This is a genomic window from Nocardiopsis sp. CC223A (genome assembly GCF_030766825.1).
Taxonomy (GTDB): Bacteria; Actinomycetota; Actinomycetes; order Streptosporangiales; family Streptosporangiaceae; genus Nocardiopsis.
On sequence record NZ_JASFDV010000018.1, the window covers coordinates 1 to 20319 of the forward strand.

The 20319-nt window shown below is 71.5% G+C and carries 21 protein-coding genes; 13 read left to right on the forward strand and 8 right to left on the reverse strand.

Annotated features, from left to right (window positions below):
• On the reverse strand, nt 1-537 hold a 537-nt coding region (locus QJS33_RS09660), incomplete at its 3' end, for an adenosylcobinamide-GDP ribazoletransferase (RefSeq protein WP_306367552.1).
• Nucleotides 534-1523: a bifunctional adenosylcobinamide kinase/adenosylcobinamide-phosphate guanylyltransferase gene (locus QJS33_RS09665; RefSeq protein WP_306367623.1), complete on the reverse strand. Its 990-nt coding sequence runs from the start codon at nt 1521-1523 to the stop codon at nt 534-536. The genes QJS33_RS09660 and QJS33_RS09665, both read right to left, overlap by 4 nt.
• Nucleotides 1524-1734: 211 nt before the next feature.
• Here QJS33_RS09665 and QJS33_RS09670 point away from each other — a divergent pair, with 211 nt between their 5' ends.
• Complete coding sequence (locus QJS33_RS09670; protein ID WP_306367553.1) at nt 1735-1941, forward strand: hypothetical protein; 207 nt, start codon at nt 1735-1737, stop codon at nt 1939-1941.
• Between the two features lie 57 nt (nt 1942-1998).
• Here the strand turns inward: QJS33_RS09670 and QJS33_RS09675 are convergent, their stop codons facing one another.
• On the reverse strand, nt 1999-3003 hold the full coding sequence (locus QJS33_RS09675; protein WP_306367554.1) for an aldo/keto reductase family protein: 1005 nt from the start codon (nt 3001-3003) through the stop codon (nt 1999-2001).
• A 505-nt stretch (nt 3004-3508) separates the two neighbouring features.
• Nucleotides 3509-4174: a DUF3043 domain-containing protein gene (locus QJS33_RS09680; protein WP_306367555.1), complete on the reverse strand. Its 666-nt coding sequence runs from the start codon at nt 4172-4174 to the stop codon at nt 3509-3511.
• A 96-nt stretch (nt 4175-4270) separates the two neighbouring features.
• Here QJS33_RS09680 and QJS33_RS09685 point away from each other — a divergent pair, with 96 nt between their 5' ends.
• The 8 genes from QJS33_RS09685 (at nt 4271) to rpsD (ending at nt 11106) form a co-directional block, all read left to right on the forward strand.
• Nucleotides 4271-5041 (forward strand): PspA/IM30 family protein, encoded by a 771-nt coding sequence (locus QJS33_RS09685; protein ID WP_306367556.1) that lies wholly within the window; start codon nt 4271-4273, stop codon nt 5039-5041.
• Nucleotides 5038-5316, forward strand: a complete 279-nt coding sequence (locus QJS33_RS09690) for a hypothetical protein (protein ID WP_306367557.1) — start codon at nt 5038-5040, stop codon at nt 5314-5316. The genes QJS33_RS09685 and QJS33_RS09690 overlap by 4 nt, the downstream gene beginning before the upstream one ends.
• Nucleotides 5317-5673: 357 nt before the next feature.
• Entirely contained in the window at nt 5674-6591 is a 918-nt protein-coding gene (htpX, locus tag QJS33_RS09695) for a zinc metalloprotease HtpX (RefSeq protein WP_306367558.1), read from the forward strand.
• A gap of 25 nt (nt 6592-6616) precedes the next feature.
• Nucleotides 6617-7213, forward strand: a complete 597-nt coding sequence (locus QJS33_RS09700; protein WP_306367559.1) for a hypothetical protein — start codon at nt 6617-6619, stop codon at nt 7211-7213.
• Between the two features lie 90 nt (nt 7214-7303).
• On the forward strand, nt 7304-8404 hold the full coding sequence (locus tag QJS33_RS09705) for a glycerate kinase (RefSeq protein ID WP_306367560.1): 1101 nt from the start codon (nt 7304-7306) through the stop codon (nt 8402-8404).
• A 261-nt stretch (nt 8405-8665) separates the two neighbouring features.
• On the forward strand, nt 8666-9013 hold the full coding sequence (locus tag QJS33_RS09710) for an iron-sulfur cluster assembly accessory protein (RefSeq protein ID WP_306367561.1): 348 nt from the start codon (nt 8666-8668) through the stop codon (nt 9011-9013).
• A 211-nt stretch (nt 9014-9224) separates the two neighbouring features.
• Nucleotides 9225-10196, forward strand: coding sequence for a carbohydrate kinase family protein (locus QJS33_RS09715; protein ID WP_306367562.1), 972 nt, complete (start codon nt 9225-9227; stop codon nt 10194-10196).
• A gap of 298 nt (nt 10197-10494) precedes the next feature.
• Nucleotides 10495-11106, forward strand: coding sequence for a 30S ribosomal protein S4 (rpsD, locus tag QJS33_RS09720; protein ID WP_220559886.1), 612 nt, complete (start codon nt 10495-10497; stop codon nt 11104-11106).
• Nucleotides 11107-11249: 143 nt separating this feature from the next.
• Here the strand turns inward: rpsD and QJS33_RS09725 are convergent, their stop codons facing one another.
• A complete protein-coding gene (locus QJS33_RS09725; protein ID WP_306367563.1) occupies nt 11250-11510 on the reverse strand; it encodes a sulfurtransferase TusA family protein in 261 nt (86 codons plus the stop codon).
• 572 nt (nt 11511-12082) lie between these two features.
• Between QJS33_RS09725 and coxB the strand changes: the two genes are divergently transcribed.
• The 4 genes from coxB (at nt 12083) to QJS33_RS09745 (ending at nt 16467) form a co-directional block, all read left to right on the forward strand.
• The gene (coxB, locus tag QJS33_RS09730; protein WP_306367624.1) at nt 12083-12904 is read left to right on the forward strand and encodes a cytochrome c oxidase subunit II; all 822 of its coding nucleotides are present in this window, start codon (nt 12083-12085) and stop codon (nt 12902-12904) included.
• Nucleotides 12904-14580 (forward strand): cytochrome c oxidase subunit I, encoded by a 1677-nt coding sequence (gene ctaD / locus QJS33_RS09735; RefSeq protein ID WP_372339622.1) that lies wholly within the window; start codon nt 12904-12906, stop codon nt 14578-14580. The genes coxB and ctaD overlap by 1 nt, the downstream gene beginning before the upstream one ends.
• Before the next feature lie 6 nt (nt 14581-14586).
• Complete coding sequence (locus tag QJS33_RS09740; protein ID WP_306367564.1) at nt 14587-15012, forward strand: cytochrome c oxidase subunit 4; 426 nt, start codon at nt 14587-14589, stop codon at nt 15010-15012.
• Nucleotides 15013-15186: 174 nt separating this feature from the next.
• Nucleotides 15187-16467 carry an Ig-like domain-containing protein gene (locus tag QJS33_RS09745; protein ID WP_306367565.1) on the forward strand — a complete coding sequence of 427 codons (1281 nt, stop codon included), beginning with the start codon at nt 15187-15189 and terminating at the stop codon, nt 16465-16467.
• A 162-nt stretch (nt 16468-16629) separates the two neighbouring features.
• On the opposite strand, the gene QJS33_RS09750 is transcribed toward QJS33_RS09745, so the two are convergent.
• The 3 genes from QJS33_RS09750 to QJS33_RS09760 all read right to left on the reverse strand — a co-directional run bounded on the left by QJS33_RS09750 (nt 16630) and on the right by QJS33_RS09760 (nt 20273).
• Nucleotides 16630-17754 (reverse strand): glycosyltransferase family 4 protein, encoded by a 1125-nt coding sequence (locus QJS33_RS09750; protein ID WP_306367566.1) that lies wholly within the window; start codon nt 17752-17754, stop codon nt 16630-16632.
• Nucleotides 17755-17993: 239 nt separating this feature from the next.
• On the reverse strand, nt 17994-18971 hold the full coding sequence (locus QJS33_RS09755; RefSeq protein ID WP_306367567.1) for a C40 family peptidase: 978 nt from the start codon (nt 18969-18971) through the stop codon (nt 17994-17996).
• 300 nt (nt 18972-19271) lie between these two features.
• The gene (locus tag QJS33_RS09760) at nt 19272-20273 is read right to left on the reverse strand and encodes an NlpC/P60 family protein (protein ID WP_306367568.1); all 1002 of its coding nucleotides are present in this window, start codon (nt 20271-20273) and stop codon (nt 19272-19274) included.
• Nucleotides 20274-20319: the final 46 nt, after the last annotated feature.

Sequence of the window (20319 nt, forward strand, 5' to 3'; positions counted from 1 at the left end):
CGTCCCGGCCACCAGCGCGCCCAGCCCCTCCGGCCGCGCCGCGGGCACCCCCGGGGTGCACGCCCACGTGATCGCCGTCCGCCCCGCGGCACCCGCCGCCACCGCCCCGGCCAGCACCGCTCCCGGTGACACCTCCGCCAGCCGGCCCAGCGCCAGCACCTGCGCGCCCAGCACGACGACCAGGGTGATCACGCCGAAGGGGCCGATGTCGGAACGGCGCATCACCTCCAGCGCACCCGCCGCCGGACGGGCGCTGCCCAGCCCGTCGGCCAGATCCGCCAACCCGTCCAGGTGCAGCCCCCGGGTGAACAGCGCCCCGGCGCCCACCCCCAGCAGGGCCGCCAGCGCCGCGGGCAGCCCCGCCGCCGTCCCGACCGCGGCCACCGCCCCGGTCAGCGCGCCCGCCAGCGCCCCCAGCGCGGGGGCCCACAGCATCGCCCACCGGGCGGCCGCCCGGTCCACCCGCTCCACCCGGACCGGGACCACGGTGAACGTCCCCACCGCCAGACGCGCGCCCGCGCCGACGGCACCGCTCACGGGAGCTCCAGTACGCGCCCGGCCGTCACCAGGACGACCTCCTCGGACTCGGCGGCCACCCATTGGTTCAGCCGCCCCAGGTGGTCGCGGAACAGCCGGCCCGACCGGGTCGCGGGCACCACGCCCGAGCCCACCTCGTTGGTCACCGCCACCGCGTAGGCCTGGGTGGCCCGCCAGGCCTCCAGCAGACCGTGCACCTCGGCCTCGACCCGCTCCTCGGCGTCCGGCGGCGGCTCCTCGTCCCACAGGCCGTGCTCGCCCATGACCGCCGTCAGCCAGGTGCCCAGGCAGTCGATGAGCACGGCGCCCCGCGCCCGTTTGAGCAGCGACGACAGGCCGCGGGTCTCCTCGGTCTCCCACCACCACGGCCGGCGGGCGGCGTGCCGGGTCACCCGTTCGGCCCACTCCGGGTCGCGTGCGGGGTCGGCCGGCTCACCGGTGGCCACATAGGACACCTTCGGCTCGGTGAGCAGCCGCAGCTCGGCCTCGACCGACTTGCCCGAGCGGGCGCCGCCGGTGATGAGCACCCGGTGCGGACCGTGCGGCCGCGACTGGGGCCAGACCGCCGGCGGGCACGACATGACGTGGCCGTCCCCGGGGGCGAACGCGCCCCACAGCCGGGCCCGGCGGGCGAACTCCTGCGGGGAGCGGACCCGGTGGTCGCCGCCGACCGCGACCACGGCCGTGGTCACCCCGATCACCCCGCTGCGCCGCAGCTCGCCGATGGCCTCCGGGCGCTGGGCGGCGTCCACGATGACCATGTCCACCTGCTGGGGCGGCGCCGAAGCGAACCCCGAGCCGGGTGAGGTCGCCTCCACCGGGGGCACCGCGGGCAGCGCCGCGGGCCCGGTGCGGGCGTAGAGCAGCCGCCCGCCGTCGGGGCTCGCCACCAGGATGCCGTCGGGCGTGGGCGTCACCGAGTAGTCCGGGGGCACCGGGCCCACCGCCCCGCTCTCGCGGAGCCGGAACCGGTCGTCGACGGTCACGCGCAGCGGCAGGCGACGGTCGGCCTGGGCCTGGTTGCACGAGGCGCAGGTGCACTGGGGGGCGGGCCATCCGGCGTGGCCGGCCGTTCCCGGGAATCGGATTCGCACCTGAAGAAGTAAACCGCATCCTCCACCAAGCCATGGTTAAGCTCGGCATTGGATCGCGGTGACCCGTAGGCCGCGACCTAACGGGACGAAAGGGCGGTCGACGATGGCGTGGACCTGGCGGTACCGCGAGGCCGACGGGGCGGACCAGTTGGCGGGTGACCTCCCCGCGGAGTCGTTCACCTCGCGCGGCGACGCGGAGAGCTGGCTGGGCGAGAACTGGGGCGAGCTCACCGAGGGCGGGGTGGACCGGGTCGTCCTGCTGGAGGACGGCAGGGAGGTCTACACGATGTCCCTGGAGCCCGCCGAGTAGCCGACGGGGCCGCGGGGCCCCGGCCCCCACCCCACGGGGGACCGGGGCCCGGCGTCCTCAGGCGCGGATGTCCTCCGGGCTGCGGGTGAGCGCCGGGTCGCGGTCGACGCTGTCGCCGAGGATCTCGTCGATCCGGGCCAGCAGCTCCGCGTCCAGCTTCACACCGGCCGCCCGGACGTTGTCCTGCACCTGCTCGGGCCGGGTGGCGCCGACGATGGCGGTGGAGACGTTGTCGTTCTGAAGGACCCAGGCCACGGCCAGCTGGGGCAGGGTCAGACCCGCCTCGGCGGCCAGCGGGGCCAGCTTCTGCACCCGCTCCAGCAGCTCCTGGTCGCCGACCCGGTCGGCGATGAAGTGCTTGCTGTTGGGGTCGGTGGCGCGGGTGTTCTCCGGCAGCGGCGCGCCCGGCTTGTACTTGCCGGTGAGGATGCCGCCCGCGATGGGCGACCACACGACCTGGCCCAGGCCCTCACGGCGGGACACCGGGACGACCTCGGACTCGATGACCCGCCACAGCATGTTGTACTGCGGCTGGTTGGAGACGATGCGGTCGAACCCGGACTCGTCGGCGATCTTCAGGGCCCGCTCGATCTGCTCGGCGTTCCACTCCGAGACGCCCACGTACAGGACCTTGCCCTGGCGGACCAGGTCCTCGAAGGCCCGCAGGGTCTCCTCCAGCGGAGCCCCGTTGTCGAACCGGTGGGCCTGGTACAGGTCCAGGTAGTCGGTGCCCAGGCGGCGCAGGGTGTCCTCCACGCCGCGGATGATGTGCTTGCGCGACAGGCCGCGGTCGTTCTTGCCCGGGCCCATCGGCCAGTAGACCTTGGAGAAGATCTCCAGACCGTCGCGGCGCTCGCCCTTGAGCGCCCGGCCGAGGACCTCCTCGGCCTTGCCGCGGGCGTAGACGTCCGCGGTGTCGAACGTGGTGATGCCGGCGTCCAGGGCGGCGCGGACACAGGCGACGGCCGCGTCCTCCTCGACCTGGGAGCCGTGGGTGATCCAGTTGCCGTAGGCGATCTCGCTGACGACGAGACCGCTCTTGCCGAGATGGCGGAATTCCATGGCGGGCACTCTAGCCGGGCACCGGGCCCTTTCGCGAGGGCGGCCCCCGAGAGCGATGGGAACGCTCCCGGTCGCCCTTGCGGAGAAACCCGGGAAAGATCGGGGAAGGCCCGGGGGCGGGTCCGGGGAAAGGTCGGGGGCCGGTGCGCGTGCGCGCACCGGCCCCGGGTGTTCGCGGGGGACGCGGGCTCCCCTGCCCCTCGCCGGTACCAGGGCCCGTCCGGCGGACGCCCCTGTGGGGGACGGCCGTCGGACGGTCTCTCGCAGGACGACGGGCACGGCCCGCCCGGCGCCCGGCGGTGGTGCGGCCGACCCGGAGGCGTTCGGCGGCCCGTCGCAGGGCCGCCCGTGCCGGACGGCTCAGCGGGCCAGGGGCAGGTGCCCGGCAGGACACCGGGACCTCCCGCACATGCGGGCACCACCGTCCAGGCGCCGCCCGGTCGGCAGACCGCGGCAACGTGCGAGCGGGGTCCCGGTCCTCTCGCCGACCCTCACCGCATACCGTCTAGCGCGGGACCGGGACCTCGCCGACCTTGACCTTCGGCTTGGGCAGCCGCAGCCGGCGGAACTGGATCTGGCGCATGACCGCGTACCAGCCGATGCCGCGCAGCATGTCGTCGTCCGGGTAGTGCTCGGCGGTCTCCCGCTTGACCCGGCGCGAGGTGAAGATGCCCTCGATGATCAGCGACACCATCATCAGCGGCCAGGCCACGTACGCCACCCCGACCTGGAACAGCGGGCTGGGCACCATGATCAGCAGGATGACGACGATCGACAGCGGCAGGAAGAACTCGCTGAGCGTGCGGCGGGAATCCACCAGGTCACGGGCGTAGCGGCGGGCCGGGCCCAGGTCGGCGGGGCGGTAGAACCGGGCCTCGTCGGCGGGAACGCCCTTGAGGCCCCCGGAACTCACCTTGCCGACCCCGCGTTTACGTTCGGAGCGGGCGCGGTGGATCTCGTAGGCCTCCTTGCGGGTCTCCGGAGCCTTGACCAGCTTGCGCGGGTTGGACTCGGATTCCTTGCGCTTGGGGGTGGGCACACCCTTCTTCGGGGTATATCCCTTAGGTTGGGTGGCCTCAGAGGCCTCAGGGCTGGCGGATTCGGTGGTCTTCGAATCCGTGTCTGCGGAAGCGGAGCGACGTCGGAACACACCCTCAGGGTAGCCGGTCACAGCTTTATGGCGACCGCGGGTCAGACCGCGTAGGGTTGGGCAAAGCGCCCGCTGGGAACAGCCGATGTACGCACCGAGAAGGGGACGGCCACGCTGATGAGCGTGTTTCAGCGACTTTCCATGATCTTCAAGTCCAAGGCCAACAAGGCCCTGGACTCGGTCGAGGATCCCAGGGAGACACTCGACTACTCGTACCAGAAACAGCTCGAACTCCTACAGAAGGTCCGGCGCGGCGTGGCCGACGTCGCGACCTCCCGCAAGCGGGTCGAGCTCCAGATCCAGCAGCTCGAACAGCAGTCGTCCAAGCTGGAGACGCAGGGCCGGGCGGCCCTCACCCAGGGGCGCGAGGACCTCGCGCGCGAGGCCCTGACCCGCCGCTCCGGTCTCACCCAGCAGATCGACGGCCTGCGCGAGCAGCACGCCAACCTCCAGGGCGAGGAGCAGAAGCTCACCCTGGCGGCCCAGCGCCTACAGGCCAAGGTGGACGCCTTCCGTACCCGCAAGGAGACGATCAAGGCGACCTACACCGCGGCCCAGGCCCAGACGCAGATCAGCGAGGCCTTCACCGGCATCTCCGAGGAGATGGGCGATGTCGGCCTGGCGATCCAGCGCGCCGAGGACAAGACCGCCCAGATGCAGGCCCGCGCCGGGGCCGTCGACGAACTGCTCGCCTCGGGCGCGCTCGACGACGTCACCGGGTCCGGCCCGCGCGACGACATCCAGGCCGAGCTGGACCGCATGGCCAGCACCAGCGGCGTCGAGGACGAGCTGGAGCGCATGAAGCTCGAACTGGGCGGCGGCTCCTCCTCCACCACCCCGCAGATCGAGGGTGGCAACGGCAACTCGGGTCGGGGGGAGGGCGCGTGATCGTCCGCATCATGGGTGAGGGTCAGGTCGACCTCACCGACGCCGACCTCGACCTGCTCAACTCGTTCGACTCCGCGCTGGAGTCGGCGATCGAGAAGGGTGACGAGGCCGCCTTCCGCAAGGCACTGCACGACCTGCTCGACAAGGTGCGCGAGCACGGGACGCCGCTGGCCGCCGACGCGCTGGAGCCCTCGCAGTTCATCCTGCCCCACGCCGACGCCGGCATGGAGGAGGTCCGTCAGATGTTGCAGGACGACGGCCTGATCCCGGGCTAGGGCGTGTCCTCTTGAACCTCCGCTCCGCTTCGGCCCGCCCGTCGCCCACCGCCACCCTCGACGGGTGGCCTGCGGCCACGGACCCGCCACCCGGCCCGGCGCCCTTCGAGGGGTGCCTCGCGCATTTCCGCGGAGCGGGAGGGCGTTGAGAACGGGCCCTGAGCGGCCCGTTTCGACCGGTCCCTGCCACCACCGTCCTCGGCGGGGCCGGCTCGGTGCCTGCGCGCATGCAGCCCCGGGGCCGCCGCGACCTCCCGGTCGCGGCGGCCCCGGCGTGTTCACGTGGGGTTTTCACCCTTTTCTCACTTTCGCGAACTAGACTCCGAGACGTCCGAACCAGCGGGAAGGGCGCAGCGCATGGCGGGTTCCAAGTTCACTCCTGACCGAGGCCTCACCGGCCGGATGGCCCTCACCATGTTCCTGCTGGTCCTGGTGTACGTGGCCTTCGTCGTCGGGTTGGTCGCCGTCGGGCTGAACATCTGGCTGGTCCTGGTCATCGTCCTCGGGTTCGCGCTGTTCAGCTACTTCTCCTCGGACAGGATCGCCATGTTCGCGATGGGCGCCAAGGAGGTCTCCCCCCGGCAGGCGCCCGAGCTGCACGCGCTCATCGACCGGCTGTGCGCCATGGCGGACATGCCCAAGCCCCGGGTCGGCATCGCCGACACCGACGTGCCCAACGCCTTCGCCACCGGGCACAGCAGCAGGACCGCCGTCGTCTGCGTGACCACCGGGCTGCTGCGCCGCCTGGACGGGCCGGAGCTGGAGGCGGTGCTGGCCCACGAGCTGTCGCACATCGCCCACCGCGACGTCACGGTCATGACCGTGGCCGGGTTCCTGGGCATCGTGGCGGGCTTCCTCACCCAGGCCGGGCTGCGCTTCGCCGCCTTCTCCGGGGCGAGCCGGGGGAACAACAACGGTCCGGCCCCGGCGGTGGTCGCCCTGCTGGTGGTGCTGGTCAGCGCCATCGCGTGGGCGCTCAGCTTCCTGCTGACCCGGGCGCTGTCGCGTTACCGGGAACTGGCGGCCGACCGCGCCGCCGCCTACCTCACCGGGCGCCCCTCGGCGCTGGGCAGCGCCCTGACCAAGATCACCGGCGACATGTCGCGGATCCCCAGCCGGGACCTGCGTCAGGTGGAGCCGTTCAACGCCTTCTTCTTCGCCCCGGCGTTCACCAAGGGGTTCAGCCTCAACAGCCTGATCGCCACCCATCCGCCGGTGGAGCAGCGTCTGACGCAGCTCTCCGACATCTCCCGGCAACTGGGCCGGGGGGCCTGACCATCCCCGCCGCCGAGGAGGCAGTGTGAGTTTCTGGAGGGCCCTGCTGGGCCGGTCCAAGCCCGTCCGACCCGACCTGGACGCCCTCTTCGGGCTGCCGTCGGCGGCGGTCACCCTGCGTGCGGCGGCCGGTTTCCGCCCCACCGGGGCGGGGTCGGTGGCCTTCCGGCCGACCGAGGGCGCGGCCTTCGCCGACCTGGAGAAGGACATCACCGCGCTGTTGGAGGCCGGGGACGGCCCGCCGGTCGGCCAGGTCGCCGACGAGTACGGCTACACGTGGCTGGTGGTGCGGTCCGACCACCCGCCGACGGAGCAGGGCGACGTCACCGACCCCGACATCACGGGGCTGGTCACCTCGTTGCACGCGGTCAACTCCACGCTGGAGGAGAACGGGTACGGGCCCTCGCTGCTGTGCTCGCTGGTGGGGTTCACCGACGGAGAGCGCTCACTGGGCCTGGTCTACCTGTACAAGCGCGGCACCTTCTACCCGTTCGCGCCGCTGCCGGGGCAGCGTCGCGACAACGCCCTGGAGCTCCAGGCCGAGGCGGCCATCGGCGGGGATCTGCCGATCGAGTCCGACCGGTCGCGCTGGTTCCCGGTGTACGGCGCACCGGGCCTCTGATTTTCGCATCCCGGAAACGAAAATCCGGGATATGAATTTTTTTGGCTCCGAACCCTGGCGTCGGGCCACGTGACCCAGCACACTGAACACGTGCACATCGTGATCGCACCGGACAAGTTCGCCGGAACCCTCAGCGCCCTGGACGCCGCCCGCGCCGTCGCCGACGGCTGGCGGTCCGCCGACCCCTCCGCCCGCATCGACCTGCTCCCGCTCTCCGACGGCGGCCCCGGCTTCGTCGAGGTCCTGCACACCGCCCTGGGCGGCAGCCTGCGCGAGACCTCCGTCACCGGCCCCCTGGGCGCGCCCGTCGCCGCCAGCTACCTGCTCGTCGGCGACACCGCCTACGTGGAGAGCGCACAGGCCTGCGGCCTGCACCTGGTCCCCGCCGACCGGCGCGACCCCGCCCGCACCACCAGCGCCGGGGTCGGCGAGCTGATCGCCCGCGCCGTCGCCGACGGGGCCCGCACGGTCGTCGTCGGCCTGGGCGGCAGCTCCACCAACGACGCCGGGGCCGGACTGCTCGCCGCACTGGGCGCGACCCCCGCCGCCGACCTCACCCGGGGCGGCGGCGCGCTGGCCGACGTCGACGAGGTGGACCCCGGCCCGGCCCGGGAGGCCGTCGCCGGGGTGCGCCTGGTCGCCGCCACCGACGTCGACAACCCCCTGCTCGGGCTGCACGGGGCCAGTGCGGTCTTCGGCCCCCAGAAGGGCGCCGACCCCGCCCTGGTCCAGCGCCTGGACCTGGCCCTGACCGCATTCGCCGACCGGGTGGACCCCCGGGGGGCGGCCCGCTCCGAGCCCGGCTCCGGTGCGGCCGGCGGCCTGGGCTTCGCCCTGCTGCTGCTCGGCGGCACCGTGGCATCGGGCATCGGCCTGGTGCTGGACGCCGTCGGCCTGGCCGACCGGCTGGCCGGGGCGGACCTCGTCATCACGGGGGAGGGGTCCTTCGACTCCCAGTCCCTGCGGGGCAAGCTGCCCCACGGCGTCGCCCGCCTGGCGGGGGAGCACGCCGTCCCCTGCGTGGTCGCCGCCGGCCGGGTCGCGGTTGGCCGGGCCGAGGCCGCCGCAGCGGGCATCACCGAGACCTACTCCCTGGTCGAGTCCACCGGTTCGGTGGCCGCCGCGATGGAGCACCCCGCCCGGGGGCTGCGGGACCTGGCCGCCTCGATCGCCCGCCGCTGGGCCCGCTGAACCCCGCCGTGCGCCCCCGCCGTCCGGTGTGACGGCGGGGCCGGGTGGGTACCCTGGTGGAACACGCGCAAGTCGGCCCGTACCGGACCCCGCGAGCGGGGCCGGGTGGGGCGGACGGACACGGCGGCGGCACGTCGGAATGCGGCGCCGGGCCCGGGTGTTGGCACCCGTTGAAGAGGACATCCGTCCCGGCGGCGGGCGTCAGACCGGGGCCGCGGGCGCAAGCGGGCCGCAACCCCTTTCCACGAGGAGCTTTACACGATGACGGTTCAGAGCGAGACCACCGAGGGGATCATCCTCACGGAGGACGCGTCCAGCAAGGTCCGGGCGCTTCTCGAACAGGAGGGGCGGGACGACCTGCGCCTTCGCGTCGCGGTCCAGCCGGGGGGCTGCTCCGGGCTTCGCTACCAGCTCTACTTCGACGAGCGCGAGCTCGACGGCGACATCGTCACCGACTTCGGCGGCGTCGAGGTCGTGACCGACCGGATGAGCTCCCCCTACCTCGTCGGTGCCACGATCGACTTCGTCGACACCATCGAGAAGCAGGGCTTCACCATCGACAACCCCAACGCCACCGGTTCCTGCGCCTGCGGCGACTCCTTCAACTAGGACGCGCGGTCCCGGGGCGACCCGGGGAACGCCGACGGCCACCGAGGGGAGGGCGGACCCGGTCCGCCCTCCCCTCGCGCTCCACCGGGAGCCGACCGACGGTGATGGGCGGGTCGGTACCCTGGGTCAGTCCGAAAGGGCGCGCCGTCGGCGTGCTCGGAGCAGTGTCCGGCCCCGGGCCGGCGCGTCCCGACCAAGGAGACCTCGTCCCGTGCGTATCGCGGTTGCCGGATCCATCGCCACCGATCACCTGATGTCCTTCGAGGGGCGGTTCGCGGAACAGATCATCCCCGAGCAGATCCAGCAGTTGTCCCTCTCCTTCCTCATCGACGAACTGGACGTGCGGCGCGGCGGCGTCGCCGCCAACATCTGCTTCGGCCTGGGCGGCTTCGGGCTGTCCCCGGTCCTGGTCGGCGCGGCCGGCGCCGACTTCGAGGACTACCGCGCCTGGCTGGACCGCCACGGCGTGGACACCGCCCACGTCTACATCTCCGAGCTGCGCCACACCGCCCGGTTCATCTGCACCACCGACCGCGACCAGAACCAGATCGCGTCGTTCTACGCGGGCGCCATGGCCGAGGCCCGCAACATCGAGCTCCAGCCGATCGCCGACCGCCTGGGCGGCCTGGACCTGGTCCTGGTCGGCGCCGACGACCCGGCCGCGATGGTCCGCCACAGCGAGGAGTGCCGCACCCGGGGCATCGCCTTCGCGGCCGACCCCTCCCAGCAGCTCGCCCGCATGGAGGGCCCGCAGGTGCGTACCCTGATCGAGGGGGCGACCTTCCTGTTCACCAACGAGTACGAGAAGGCCCTCGCCGAGCAGAAGACCGAATGGTCCGACGCCGAGATCCTGGCCAGGGTCGGTACCCGCATCACCACCCTGGGCGCCAAGGGCGCCCGGATCGACCGCGCGGGCGAGCCGAGCGTCCACGTGCCCGCCGCCGCGGTCGGCGACCTGGTCGACCCGACCGGCATGGGCGACGCCTTCCGCGCCGGGTTCCTGGCCGCCCACTCCTGGGGCCTGTCCCTGGAGCGCGCGGCCCAGGTGGGCAACGCCACCGCGGTGCACTGCCTGGAGGTCGACGGCCCGCAGGAGTACACGCTCACCGGCGCCTCGCTGCTGGACCGCCTGGAGCGTTCCTACGGCGCGGAGGTCGCCGCCGAGGTCCGCCCGTTCGTCTAGGGTCCCCGGACCCCGTAGAGTAGACAGTCGTGACCCCGTGTCCCGTGTGTTCGCATGCCCGGGACGCGACCCGCACGGACCCCGCCGTTCTTCCTCGGCGGGTCCGCCGTGCCCGCCGGTGCGCTGAAACGCGTGCCGGTGTGTAGAGCCCGAACCGTTCGCGCAGGGTCACCGCGACGGTGGGGAACCCGCTCCGTCGGCGCCGCGAGGCGCACGGGGCCCGGGCGTGCCCGCACGCCTCCCAGTTCTAGGTCAGCCTTACCTGGGATTCCCCGCATTCCATGTGAAAGGACATTGCATGCGCTACACCGGACCCAAGGTGCGGTTGTCGCGGCGCGCCGGAATGCCGCTGACCCGTAAGGCGGTCAGCTACTTCGAGAAGCGCCCCTACCCGCCCGGTGAGCACGGCCGTCGCGTTCGCCGCAACAGCAGCGACTTCGCCGTCCGCCAGGCCGAGAAGCAGAAGGTGCGCTGGTACTACGACCTGACCGAGAAGCAGCTGGTCAGGATCTACGAGAACGCCAAGAAGCGCCCCGGCCGCACCGGTGAGGAGATGCTGGCCGAGCTGGAGCTGCGTCTGGCCACGGTCGTGCTGCGCGCCGGCTTCGCCGCGTCGATCTACGCCGCCCGCCAGTTCATCAACCACGGCCACATCACCGTGGACGGCAAGAAGGTCGACATCCCGTCGTACCAGGTCAAGCCGGGCCAGATCATCGAGGTTCGGGAGAAGTCCCGTTCCATGGTGCCGTTCGTCGAGGCCGCCGAGGGCGTCCACGCCGACGACAAGATCGCCGGCTTCCTGGCGGTCAGCCACAAGGACCTGCGCATCGCGGTCGTCGACCGCCCCAAGCGTGAGCAGATCCCGGTGCCCTTCGACGAGCAGCTCGTCGTCGAGTTCTACGCCCGCTAGCGGTCGGCGCCCCCGCGGCGCCGCGTGAGCGAGCACCGGCCGCACGGACCCCCGGGTCCGTGCGGCCTTTCTCGTGCCACCGCACCGCCCGGGATTCGGTGTGCCCGAATCGTTACGGATTGGGAACCGGAACCGGGAACGGTTCAGTACATCCGCCGGATGTGAAACGCGCTACCCCGCGCCAGGGGCACCTCCGCGACGAATTCGTGCATCTTCATCCGGCACCAGGCGGGGATGTCCGCCTTGGCGGCCGGATCGTCCGCGGTGACCGCGATGACCCCGCCGATGGGCACTTCGTGCAGGCGCTGCGCCACCCAGATGATCGGGATCGGGCACTTTCGGCCCACCGCCTCCACGATCACCGACGGCGTGGTCGCCCCTGGCAGCGGCCGTCCCTCGGACACGGGAACCCCCTGTGCGTTGTCGTTCCGTGTCCCAATCTTGACCCCTCCCGCGCGGTAAGGCGAACCCGGTTAAGGGTGTCGTGAACCCAGCGATACGCTCACCTTGTTCTCTCCCCGTGGGACGCCGGAGATCGGACGCACCCGCTGTGGACACGGGCGCCGCCCGACACCCGGACGGGTGCCCCGGCCGCCTCACGGGGGAGGGGCCCGGGGGAACGCCGGGCCGTGCCTCGCCGACCGCCGGAAGGGGTCACCTCCGGCGCGCGGGCGGGTCCGGCTCCACGGACCACCGAGCGTCCCGTATCACGGGCCTTCGGCAACACGCTGACCAGGCAAGCCCATGAACGGGACCCTGGGCGGTTCGCGATAATGTTTCCCCCTGACAAGCTTTGGATACTTAGGCCGCCCGTGGAAGTCCACGGGCTACACCGCTGGGAAGGCAATCCGTGAGTCCGACCCGCCAAGAAAATCGGCGCTCCACTCTGCGCCGATGGGCACCACGCGGCGCCGCGCTCGCCGTGCTGGGGCTGGCCGCGACCGGCTGCGCGTCGAACGAGCTCACTCGTTTGGGCATGCCGGAGCCGATCACCGAGCAGGCCGAGCGTGTTCTCTCGCTCTGGCAGGGTTCCTGGGTGGCGGCGTTCGCGGTCGGCATTCTCGTGTGGGGACTGATGATCTGGTCGATCATCTTCCACCGCAAGCGCTCTGAGCAGCTGCCGCCCCAGGTGCGCTACAACATGCCCATCGAGGCGCTCTACACCGTGCTGCCGATCGTCGTCATCGCGGTGCTGTTCTACTTCACCGCGCGCGATCAGAGCTACCTGCTGGACACCGAGCAGGAGGCCGACGTCCACGTCGAGGTCGTCGCCTTCCAGTGGGCCTGGCAGTTCAACTACCTGGACGCCCCCAAGGACGAGGGCGGCGAGGTGCTGTTCTCCGAGGTGGGCACGCCCAACCCGGACGGTACCGCCGACCCCTCCACCCAGTCCACGCTGGTGCTGCCGGAGAACGCGGTCGTGCACTTCGACCTGTACTCCCCGGACGTCATCCACTCGTTCTGGATCCCGGCGTTCGGTTTCAAGATGGACGTCGTCCCGGGCCGCGACAACGCGTTCCAGGTGAACCTCAACGACGGCACCGCCGGCGAGTACATCGGCCGCTGCGCCGAGCTGTGCGGTGTGGACCACACCCGCATGCTCTTCAACGTCGACGTCCTTCCCGAGGACGAGTACGAGGTGTGGGCCGCCGAGCAGGAGCAGGCCGCGGCCGCCGAGCAGACCGAGGCCGACGAGACCCCCGACACCGCGGACTCCGCTGAGGACACCGGTGCCGAGGGCTCCGGTGCCGAGGGCACGGGCTCCGGTGCCGACGAGGCCGAGGAGACCAACGAGTAATGAGCACGACCACCACCCCCACGCACACCGCGTCGCAGGGGCTGCCGGGCCGCAAGGGCTCGATGATCGTCAACTGGCTGACGTCGACCGACCACAAGATCATCGGGTACATGTACCTGATCACCTCGTTCGGCTTCTTCCTCTTCGGCGGGGTCCTGGCGCTGCTCATGCGCGCCGAGCTGTTCCTCCCGGGCATGCAGGTCATGTCCAACGAGCAGTTCAACCAGATGTTCACCATGCACGGCACGATCATGCTGCTGATGTTCGCGACCCCGCTGTTCGTCGGGTTCTCGAACATCATCATGCCGTTGCAGATCGGCGCCCCCGACGTGGCGTTCCCCCGGATGAACCTGTTCGGGTACTACCTGTTCCTGTTCGGCAGCCTCATCGCCGTCAGCGGGTTCATCACCCCCGGCGGCGCGGCCAGCTTCGGCTGGTTCGCCTACACCCCGCTGTCCGACGCGGTCCGCTCGCCGGGCCTGGGCGGCGACCTGTGGATCCTGGGCCTGGCCGTCTCCGGTCTGGGCACCATCCTCAGCGCGGTCAACTTCATCACCACCGGCCTGTGCATGCGCGCGCCCGGTATGACGATGTTCCGCATGCCGATCTTCACCTGGAACACCCTGCTCACCAGCGTCCTGGTGCTCATCGCGTTCCCGGTCCTGACCGCCGCCCTGATCGCCCTGGGCGCCGACCGCATGATCGGCACGCAGGTCTACAACGCCGAGCACGGCGGTGCGATCCTGTGGCAGCACCTGTTCTGGTTCTTCGGCCACCCCGAGGTGTACATCATCGCGCTGCCCTTCTTCGGCATCGCGACGGAGATCCTGCCGGTGTTCAGCCGCAAGCCGATCTTCGGCTACAAGAGCCTCGTGGCCGCGACGATCGCCATCGCGGGCCTGTCCGTCACCGTGTGGGCCCACCACATGTTCCCGACGGGCGCGGTCCTGCTGCCGTTCTTCTCGTTCATGACGTTCCTCATCGCGGTCCCGACCGGTGTGAAGTTCTTCAACTGGATCGGCACGATGTGGCGCGGCCAGCTCACCTTCGAGACGCCGATGCTGTTCACCATCGGCTTCCTGGTGACCTTCCTCTTCGGCGGTCTCACCGGCGTGCTGCTGGCCTCCCCGCCGATCGACTTCCACGTCACCGACTCCTACTTCGTGGTGGCCCACTTCCACTACGTGGTGTTCGGCACCGTGGTGTTCGCGATGTTCGCGGGCTTCTACTTCTGGTGGCCCAAGTTCACCGGCAGGATGCTCAACGAGTCGCTGGGCAAGGCCCACTTCTGGCTGCTGTTCCTCGGCTTCCACGGCACGTTCCTGGTCCAGCACTGGCTGGGCGCCATGGGCTTCCCGCGCCGCTACGCCGACTACCTGCCCGGTGACGGGTTCACCGAGCTGAACCAGATCTCGTCGGTGTCCTCGTTCGTGCTGGCCGCCTCGACGCTGATCTTCTTCTGGAACATCTACATCACCGCGAAGAGGGCGCCCAAGGTCGAGGTGGACGACCCGTGGGGCTACGGCTGCTCGCTGGAGTGGGCGACCTCCTGCCCGCCGCCGCGGCACAACTTCACGTCGCTGCCGCGGATCCGGTCCGAGCGCCCCGCGTTCGACCTCAACCACCCGCACGCCGCCGCCCCCGGCGCGGTCCCCGTCGGCGCCACGAAGGAGTAGGGGCTCATGAAGACGCAGGCCTATCTGTTCATGGGCGTCTCGACCTTCTTCGGTCTTGCGGCCCTGCTGTACATCTACTGGTCCTGGCAGGACACCGGGGCCATCGAGTGGACCGGCACGACGGCGCTGGTCGTCTCCATCGGCTTCGGCTGGATGATCGGGTACTGGCTCTGGCAGTCGGCCCGCCGCAGCGAGCACTTCCACGGGCTTCCGGCGGAGGAGCGGCTCGACGGTGAGATCGCCGAGAACGCCGGCGAGTACGGCTTCTTCAGCCCGCACAGCTGGTGGCCGATGTTCGTGGCCCTGTCCGTGGCGTTCACCGCGGTGGGCGTGGCCATCGGCTGGTGGATGGTGATCATCGGCGGTTTCGCCATCATCCTCACCGCCATCGGCTGGGTCTTCGAGTACTACCGCAAGGAGTTCCAGCACTAGCCGGAACACCGGGCATCCGCCCCGGCGGCGACCGCACGGTCGCCGCCGGGGCTTTTCCGTGCCCGGACACCGCGGTGCGGGGGTGCGTGAGGTGCTGGGGTGGCAAATGCCGGGATTTCCCTCATGTCCGTTGTAGCCTATTAATTACTTAACGTGACATCTGGGGGTTCTGTCATGAACCGACGAGTCCGGTTCGCCGGGCGTTTGGCCACCGGCACCGTCGCCGCGGCCCTGGCGGCCACGGCCTGCACGGCCACCGAGGAGGAGCCGCAGGAGGCGCCCGGGCCGCGGATCTCCATCACCCCGGTCCCGGGGGAGGCCGGGGTCGCGCCCAACACACCGGTGCGGGTGTCCGTGGAGCACGGCGTCCTCACCGACGTCACCGTCGAGCAGGTCGACCGGGAGCGGTGGGCCGCGGCCGAGACGGCGGACGGCGAGGGGCCCGTGCGGGCACCGGTCACCGGCACGCTCGCCCAGGACGGCTCCGCCTGGGTCAGCGACTGGAACCTGGCCCCCGACGGGCTCGTCGCCGTCTACGCCACGGCCCGGGACGCCGACGGCGAGCGCACCGAGGTCGTCTCCACGTTCGACACCCACGCGGTGGCCGAGGACGCCCGTCTGGCCGAGCCCTTCGTACTGCCCCAGGACGGGCAGACCGTCGGAGTGGGCATGCCCGTCGTCGTCACCTTCGAACAACCGGTGGAGAACCGCGAACAGGTCGAGAACTCCATGCACGTGACCTCGGAGCAGGCCACCGAAGGCGCCTGGAACTGGCCGAACGAGACCACGGCGGTGTTCCGGCCGCAGGACTACTGGGAGCCGCACCAGCAGGTCACCGTCGACCTGCGGCTGACCGGTGTGGAGGCCGCCGAGGGGGTGTTCGGCACCGCGGACCGGCGCATCGGGTTCGAGGTGGGCCGCGAGCTCATCGCCACCATGCACGTCCCCGAGCACCGGATGCACGTGGAGGTGGACGGCGAACGCGTCCGCTCCATCCCGGTCAGCAACGGCAGGGGGGAGCGGCACTTCAACACCACCACATCCGGGATCCACGTCCTCATGGAGAAGTACAGCAGGCTGGTGATGGACTCGGCGACCGTCGGCATCCCGGCGGGCTCGCCCGGCTACTACCGGGTCGAGGCCGACTGGGCGGTGCGCACCTCCAACAGCGGCGAGTTCACCCACGCCGCACCCTGGAACGGGAGCATCGGCTACGCGAACCGGTCCAACGGCTGCACCAACATGTCGGTCTCCGACGCCCGCTGGTTCCACGACAACACCCTGATGGGCGATGTGCTGGAGACCACCGGCACCGCGCGGGAGCTGGAGTGGGACAACGGCTGGGGGTTCTACCAGCGCTCCTGGGAGCAGTGGCTGGAGCACAGCGAGACCGGCGAGCCGCAGGCGACCGACTCCGCCGCCCCGCCCGGCAGCGTCCACGGGGACGACCTGTGAGGGCCGGTGTACTGACCTGAGAGGTCGGGAACACGGGAAGCGGGAGGGCCGCCGATCGCGGTGTGGAACCGGTGGAGATGCCGCGGTCCACACCGACGACCGGAGGCCCTCCTTGCCTGTGCCGGGCGGGGTGGGTGTCACCAACCTCCATGGTCGGTACAGCTAGGCCGTCAGCAGGTCCGTGAGACGTGCTCGGGCCCGGTCCCAGCTCCACTCCCGCCGCACCCATTCCCGGCCGCGTGCGCCCATCCGGGCGGCGCGGTCGGGGTCCTCCAGGAGCCGGATGAGCGCCCGGGCGGCGGGACCGGGGAGGGAGCCGTCGACGACGTGCCCGGTCTCCCCGGGCAGGACCGCGTCCGGGGCTCCCCCGGAGTCGCCCGCCACCACCGGCAGCCCGGTGGCCGACGCCTCCAGGTAGACGATCCCCAGGCCCTCCACGTCCAGACCGCCCCGCCGGGTGCGGCAGGGCATCGCGAACACGTCCCCGGCGTCGTAGTGGGCGGGCAGCTCCGCGGCCGGGACCGGGCCGGTGAACACCACCGAGTCCAGCCCGGCGGCCGCCGACCGCAGCCGCCCCGCGTAGGGGCCGTCGCCGACGATGAGCAGCGCCGCGTCGGGCACGTCGGCCAGCACCCGGGGCCAGGCGCGCAGCAGCGTGTCCTGGCCCTTGCGGGGCACCAGCCGGGAGACGCACACCACGACCGGGCGGCCGCCCAGCCCGTGCCGCCCACGGATCCGGTCGCCGCCCGCACCGGGGCGGAACCGGTCGGTGTCCACCCCCGGCGCGACCCGCCGCATCCGTGCCGCGGCCGGCGCGGACAGCGCGCGGGACAGGTGCCGCCGGGAGTACTCGCCCAGGTAGGTGACGGCGTCGGTGGTGTCGCCGATCCGGCGCAGCGCCTCGCGCGCCCCCGGCAGCAGCGCCCACCCCGTCTCGTGCCCGTGCGTCAGCGCCACCTGGCGGCCAACGACGTCCCGCAGGGGCCCGGCGGCCAGCCCCAGCGGCGCCGCCGCCCCGTACAGCACGGAGTCGCAGTCCTCCAACCGGGCGACGGCGGCCGCCCGCCGCACCACCCGGGGCGAGGGGAGCAGCACCTTCGCGGCGTCGCGCACCACGGGGAACGGCAGCCGCAGGTCGAAGTGGGGGTCGGCGGCACCGTCCGCCGCGGCGGGCGAGGACGTGTACACGACGACGTCGGGCAGGCGCAGCGCCACCTCGTGGACGAAGGCCTCGATACCCCCGGCCCGGGGCGGGAAGTCGTTGGTGATGATCAGCGTTCGCGGCACGCCACGAGCGTAGCGGCCCCCGCAGCGCGCAGCCCCGCACCGAAATACCGGTGCGGGGCTCCGCGGAGACGTTTCGGACACCGCCCCCCGGGGTCCTACGGCGGCTTCGGCGGATCGTTCCGGGCCCGCCCATCGCCCTCAGCGGACACCCTGGGCGCGGTGCTTCCACGGATCCGCGAGGTCGCTCCCAGCGCTCGGCGCAGGCGCCGAGCCACTCGAAGGCATCCGCCGGAAACGCCCTAGGGGCGGACCGCCGCGACGAAGTTGGAGCGGTAGTAGTCGCTCAGGGCCACGGTGCCGATCGGCTTGCCCGAGGTCGAGGCGTGGACCATGATGCCGTCGCCCGCGTACAGGCCCACGTGGCTCGGGCTGGAGCCGTAGAAGAACAGCAGGTCACCGGGCTGCTTGTTCTCCCAGGAGACCCGCTGGCCCGCGTTGACCTGGTCGTAGGTGGTGCGCGGCAGGCTCACGCCCGCCTGGGCCCAGGCGGCCTGGGTCAGCCCGGAGCAGTCGTAGCCGTTGGGACCGGTCCCGCCCCACACGTACGGTTTGCCGATCTGGGCGTAGGCGAAGTCCAGGGCGACCCGGGCGTTGCCCGAGGCCGGACCGGTGTAGCTGCCGCCGCCACCGGTACTGCCCCCGCCCGTGTTGGAGGTGTTGGAGGTGGCGGCGGCCCGCTCGTCCGCGGTCAGCTCGCCGAGCAGGGTCTCCTGCTCCTCCATCTTCTCCTCGGCCTCCTCGGTGGCCTCCTCGGCCTCCTTCAGGGCCTCGGCGGCCTCCTCCTCGGTCTCCTCGGCCTCTGCCTCCAGGGTCTCCAGCTCCTCCAGCTCCTCGATGTACTGTTCGAGGCTGGCGTTGTGCTGCTCGGAGAGGTAGCCCAGGTCGGCCTGGTGGAACATCGCCTCCTCGGGGGCGCCCGAGCCGATGAGCTGGGTGGGGGAGGTGAAGTCGGTGCCGGTGTAGGCGAGGTTGGCCAGGGCGCGCACGCCCCGGCTCAGCGTCTCCACCCGCTCCTCGGCCTCCTCCAGGTCCTTGAGGATGTCCTCCAGCTTCTCCTCGGCGACCTCGTGGGTCTCCTCGGCCTCGTTGTAGGCCGCGTTGAGTTCGGCGAACTCCTCTTCGAGGCGCTCGATCTCCTCACGGACCTCCTCGACGGTCGGCTCGGCGTACGCGACCGACGCGGGCAGCAGGAACGCCCCGCATGCCAGGACGGACACGACCGATACACGGCGCGATACGGACACGGTGGGAAACACCTTCCTCAAGGGAGGCGCCGACCGGAACAGGGGCTTCCGGGGTGCGGTGCGGGGGACCGGACCGGCGCGGTGAAGGGACCGAAAGACGTTCGGCGTTGAACACTAGTGCATCACCGAGACGCTCTCAACCTTTTCGTGATGTTCAGAACCATGGCCGGACATGGCCGAAAAAGGGATGTAAGAAACGCTGTGCGGCCCCGGAAACGCCGCGAGGCCGCCCCCCCGTGAAAGGGGACGGCCTCGGCGGGAACGCAGGGTGCGTCAGGGACGCACGGCGAACTCGAACACGCCCGCCCAGTAGGCGGCCAGCCCGACCACCTCGATGTTGCGGCCGGTGCGCGGGGCGTGCACCATCTGCCCGCCGCCCGCGTACAGGCCGTTGTGGCTCAGCCCGGTGAAGAACATGATGTCGCCCGGCTGAAGGGCGTTGATGTCGTAGATGCGGTTGCCCACCTCGGCCTGCGAGTACGTGGTCCGGGGCAGGTCCACGCCGCCGGCCCGCCAGGAGGCCTGCACCAGGCCGGAGCAGTCGTAGCCGTTGGGGCCGGTGCCGCCGTAGACGTAGGGCTTGCCGATCTGGGCGTAGGCGAAGTCCAGCGCCGCGCCCGCGCTGCCCGAGGCACCGCCGGTGTAGGACTGGCCGCCGGAGTCGTCGGCGCCCTCGGTGGAGACGTCGGCGTCGGGGAACTCGGCGAGCAGCTCCTCCTGCGCCTCGATCTTCTCCTCGACCTCGTCCTTGGCCTCCTCGGCCTCCTCCAGCGCCTCCTCGGCCTCCTTCAGGGCCTCTTCGGACTCGTCCTTGAGGGAGAACAGGCGTTCGGCGGACTCGCCGAACTCGTCGAGCTGCGTCTGCTGGGTCTCGGAGAGGTAGGTGAGGTCGGCGTTCTGCTCCAGCAGCCCCTCGGGGCCGTCGGAGGTCAGGATGTTGGTGATCGAGTCCATGTCGCCGGACTGGTAGGTCGCGTTGGCGAGCTTCTGGACCTTCTCCTTGAGGGCCTCGTAGTTCTCCTGCTCGTCCCCGACCTGCTCGTCGAGTTCCTCGTACCGGGCTTCGGCGACCTCGTGGTCCTCCTTGGCCTGGTTGTACTCCTCGACCGCTGCGGAGGCCTCCTCGTTGAGGCGCTCGATCTCCTCCTCGACCTCCTCACGGGTGGGGTCCGCGTGGGCGGTGCCGGGGACGAGGAGGGAGCTTGCGACGACCGCTCCGATTCCGGTCGAGGCAGCGATGCGGCGAGCCGTACGCCGACCACCGGTGTTCTTCATGGCGGGCCACGCTCCTTGGGGTGTGAGAAGTCCGCACGGGGGTGCT

Excerpts from the sequence above, each read along its gene's own strand:
- QJS33_RS09670 (WP_306367553.1), top strand. The coding sequence starts at position 1,735 with ATGGCGTGGACCTGGCGGTACCGCGAGGCCGACGGGGCGGACCAGTTG.
- QJS33_RS09675 (WP_306367554.1), bottom strand. The coding sequence starts at position 3,003 with ATGGAATTCCGCCATCTCGGCAAGAGCGGTCTCGTCGTCAGCGAGATC.
- QJS33_RS09685 (WP_306367556.1), top strand. The coding sequence starts at position 4,271 with ATGAGCGTGTTTCAGCGACTTTCCATGATCTTCAAGTCCAAGGCCAAC.
- htpX (WP_306367558.1), top strand. The coding sequence starts at position 5,674 with ATGGCGGGTTCCAAGTTCACTCCTGACCGAGGCCTCACCGGCCGGATG.
- QJS33_RS09710 (WP_306367561.1), top strand. The coding sequence starts at position 8,666 with ATGACGGTTCAGAGCGAGACCACCGAGGGGATCATCCTCACGGAGGAC.
- rpsD (WP_220559886.1), top strand. The coding sequence starts at position 10,495 with ATGCGCTACACCGGACCCAAGGTGCGGTTGTCGCGGCGCGCCGGAATG.
- coxB (WP_306367624.1), top strand. The coding sequence starts at position 12,083 with ATGCCGGAGCCGATCACCGAGCAGGCCGAGCGTGTTCTCTCGCTCTGG.
- ctaD (WP_372339622.1), top strand. The coding sequence starts at position 12,904 with ATGAGCACGACCACCACCCCCACGCACACCGCGTCGCAGGGGCTGCCG.
- QJS33_RS09740 (WP_306367564.1), top strand. The coding sequence starts at position 14,587 with ATGAAGACGCAGGCCTATCTGTTCATGGGCGTCTCGACCTTCTTCGGT.
- QJS33_RS09745 (WP_306367565.1), top strand. The coding sequence starts at position 15,187 with ATGAACCGACGAGTCCGGTTCGCCGGGCGTTTGGCCACCGGCACCGTC.
- QJS33_RS09760 (WP_306367568.1), bottom strand. The coding sequence starts at position 20,273 with ATGAAGAACACCGGTGGTCGGCGTACGGCTCGCCGCATCGCTGCCTCG.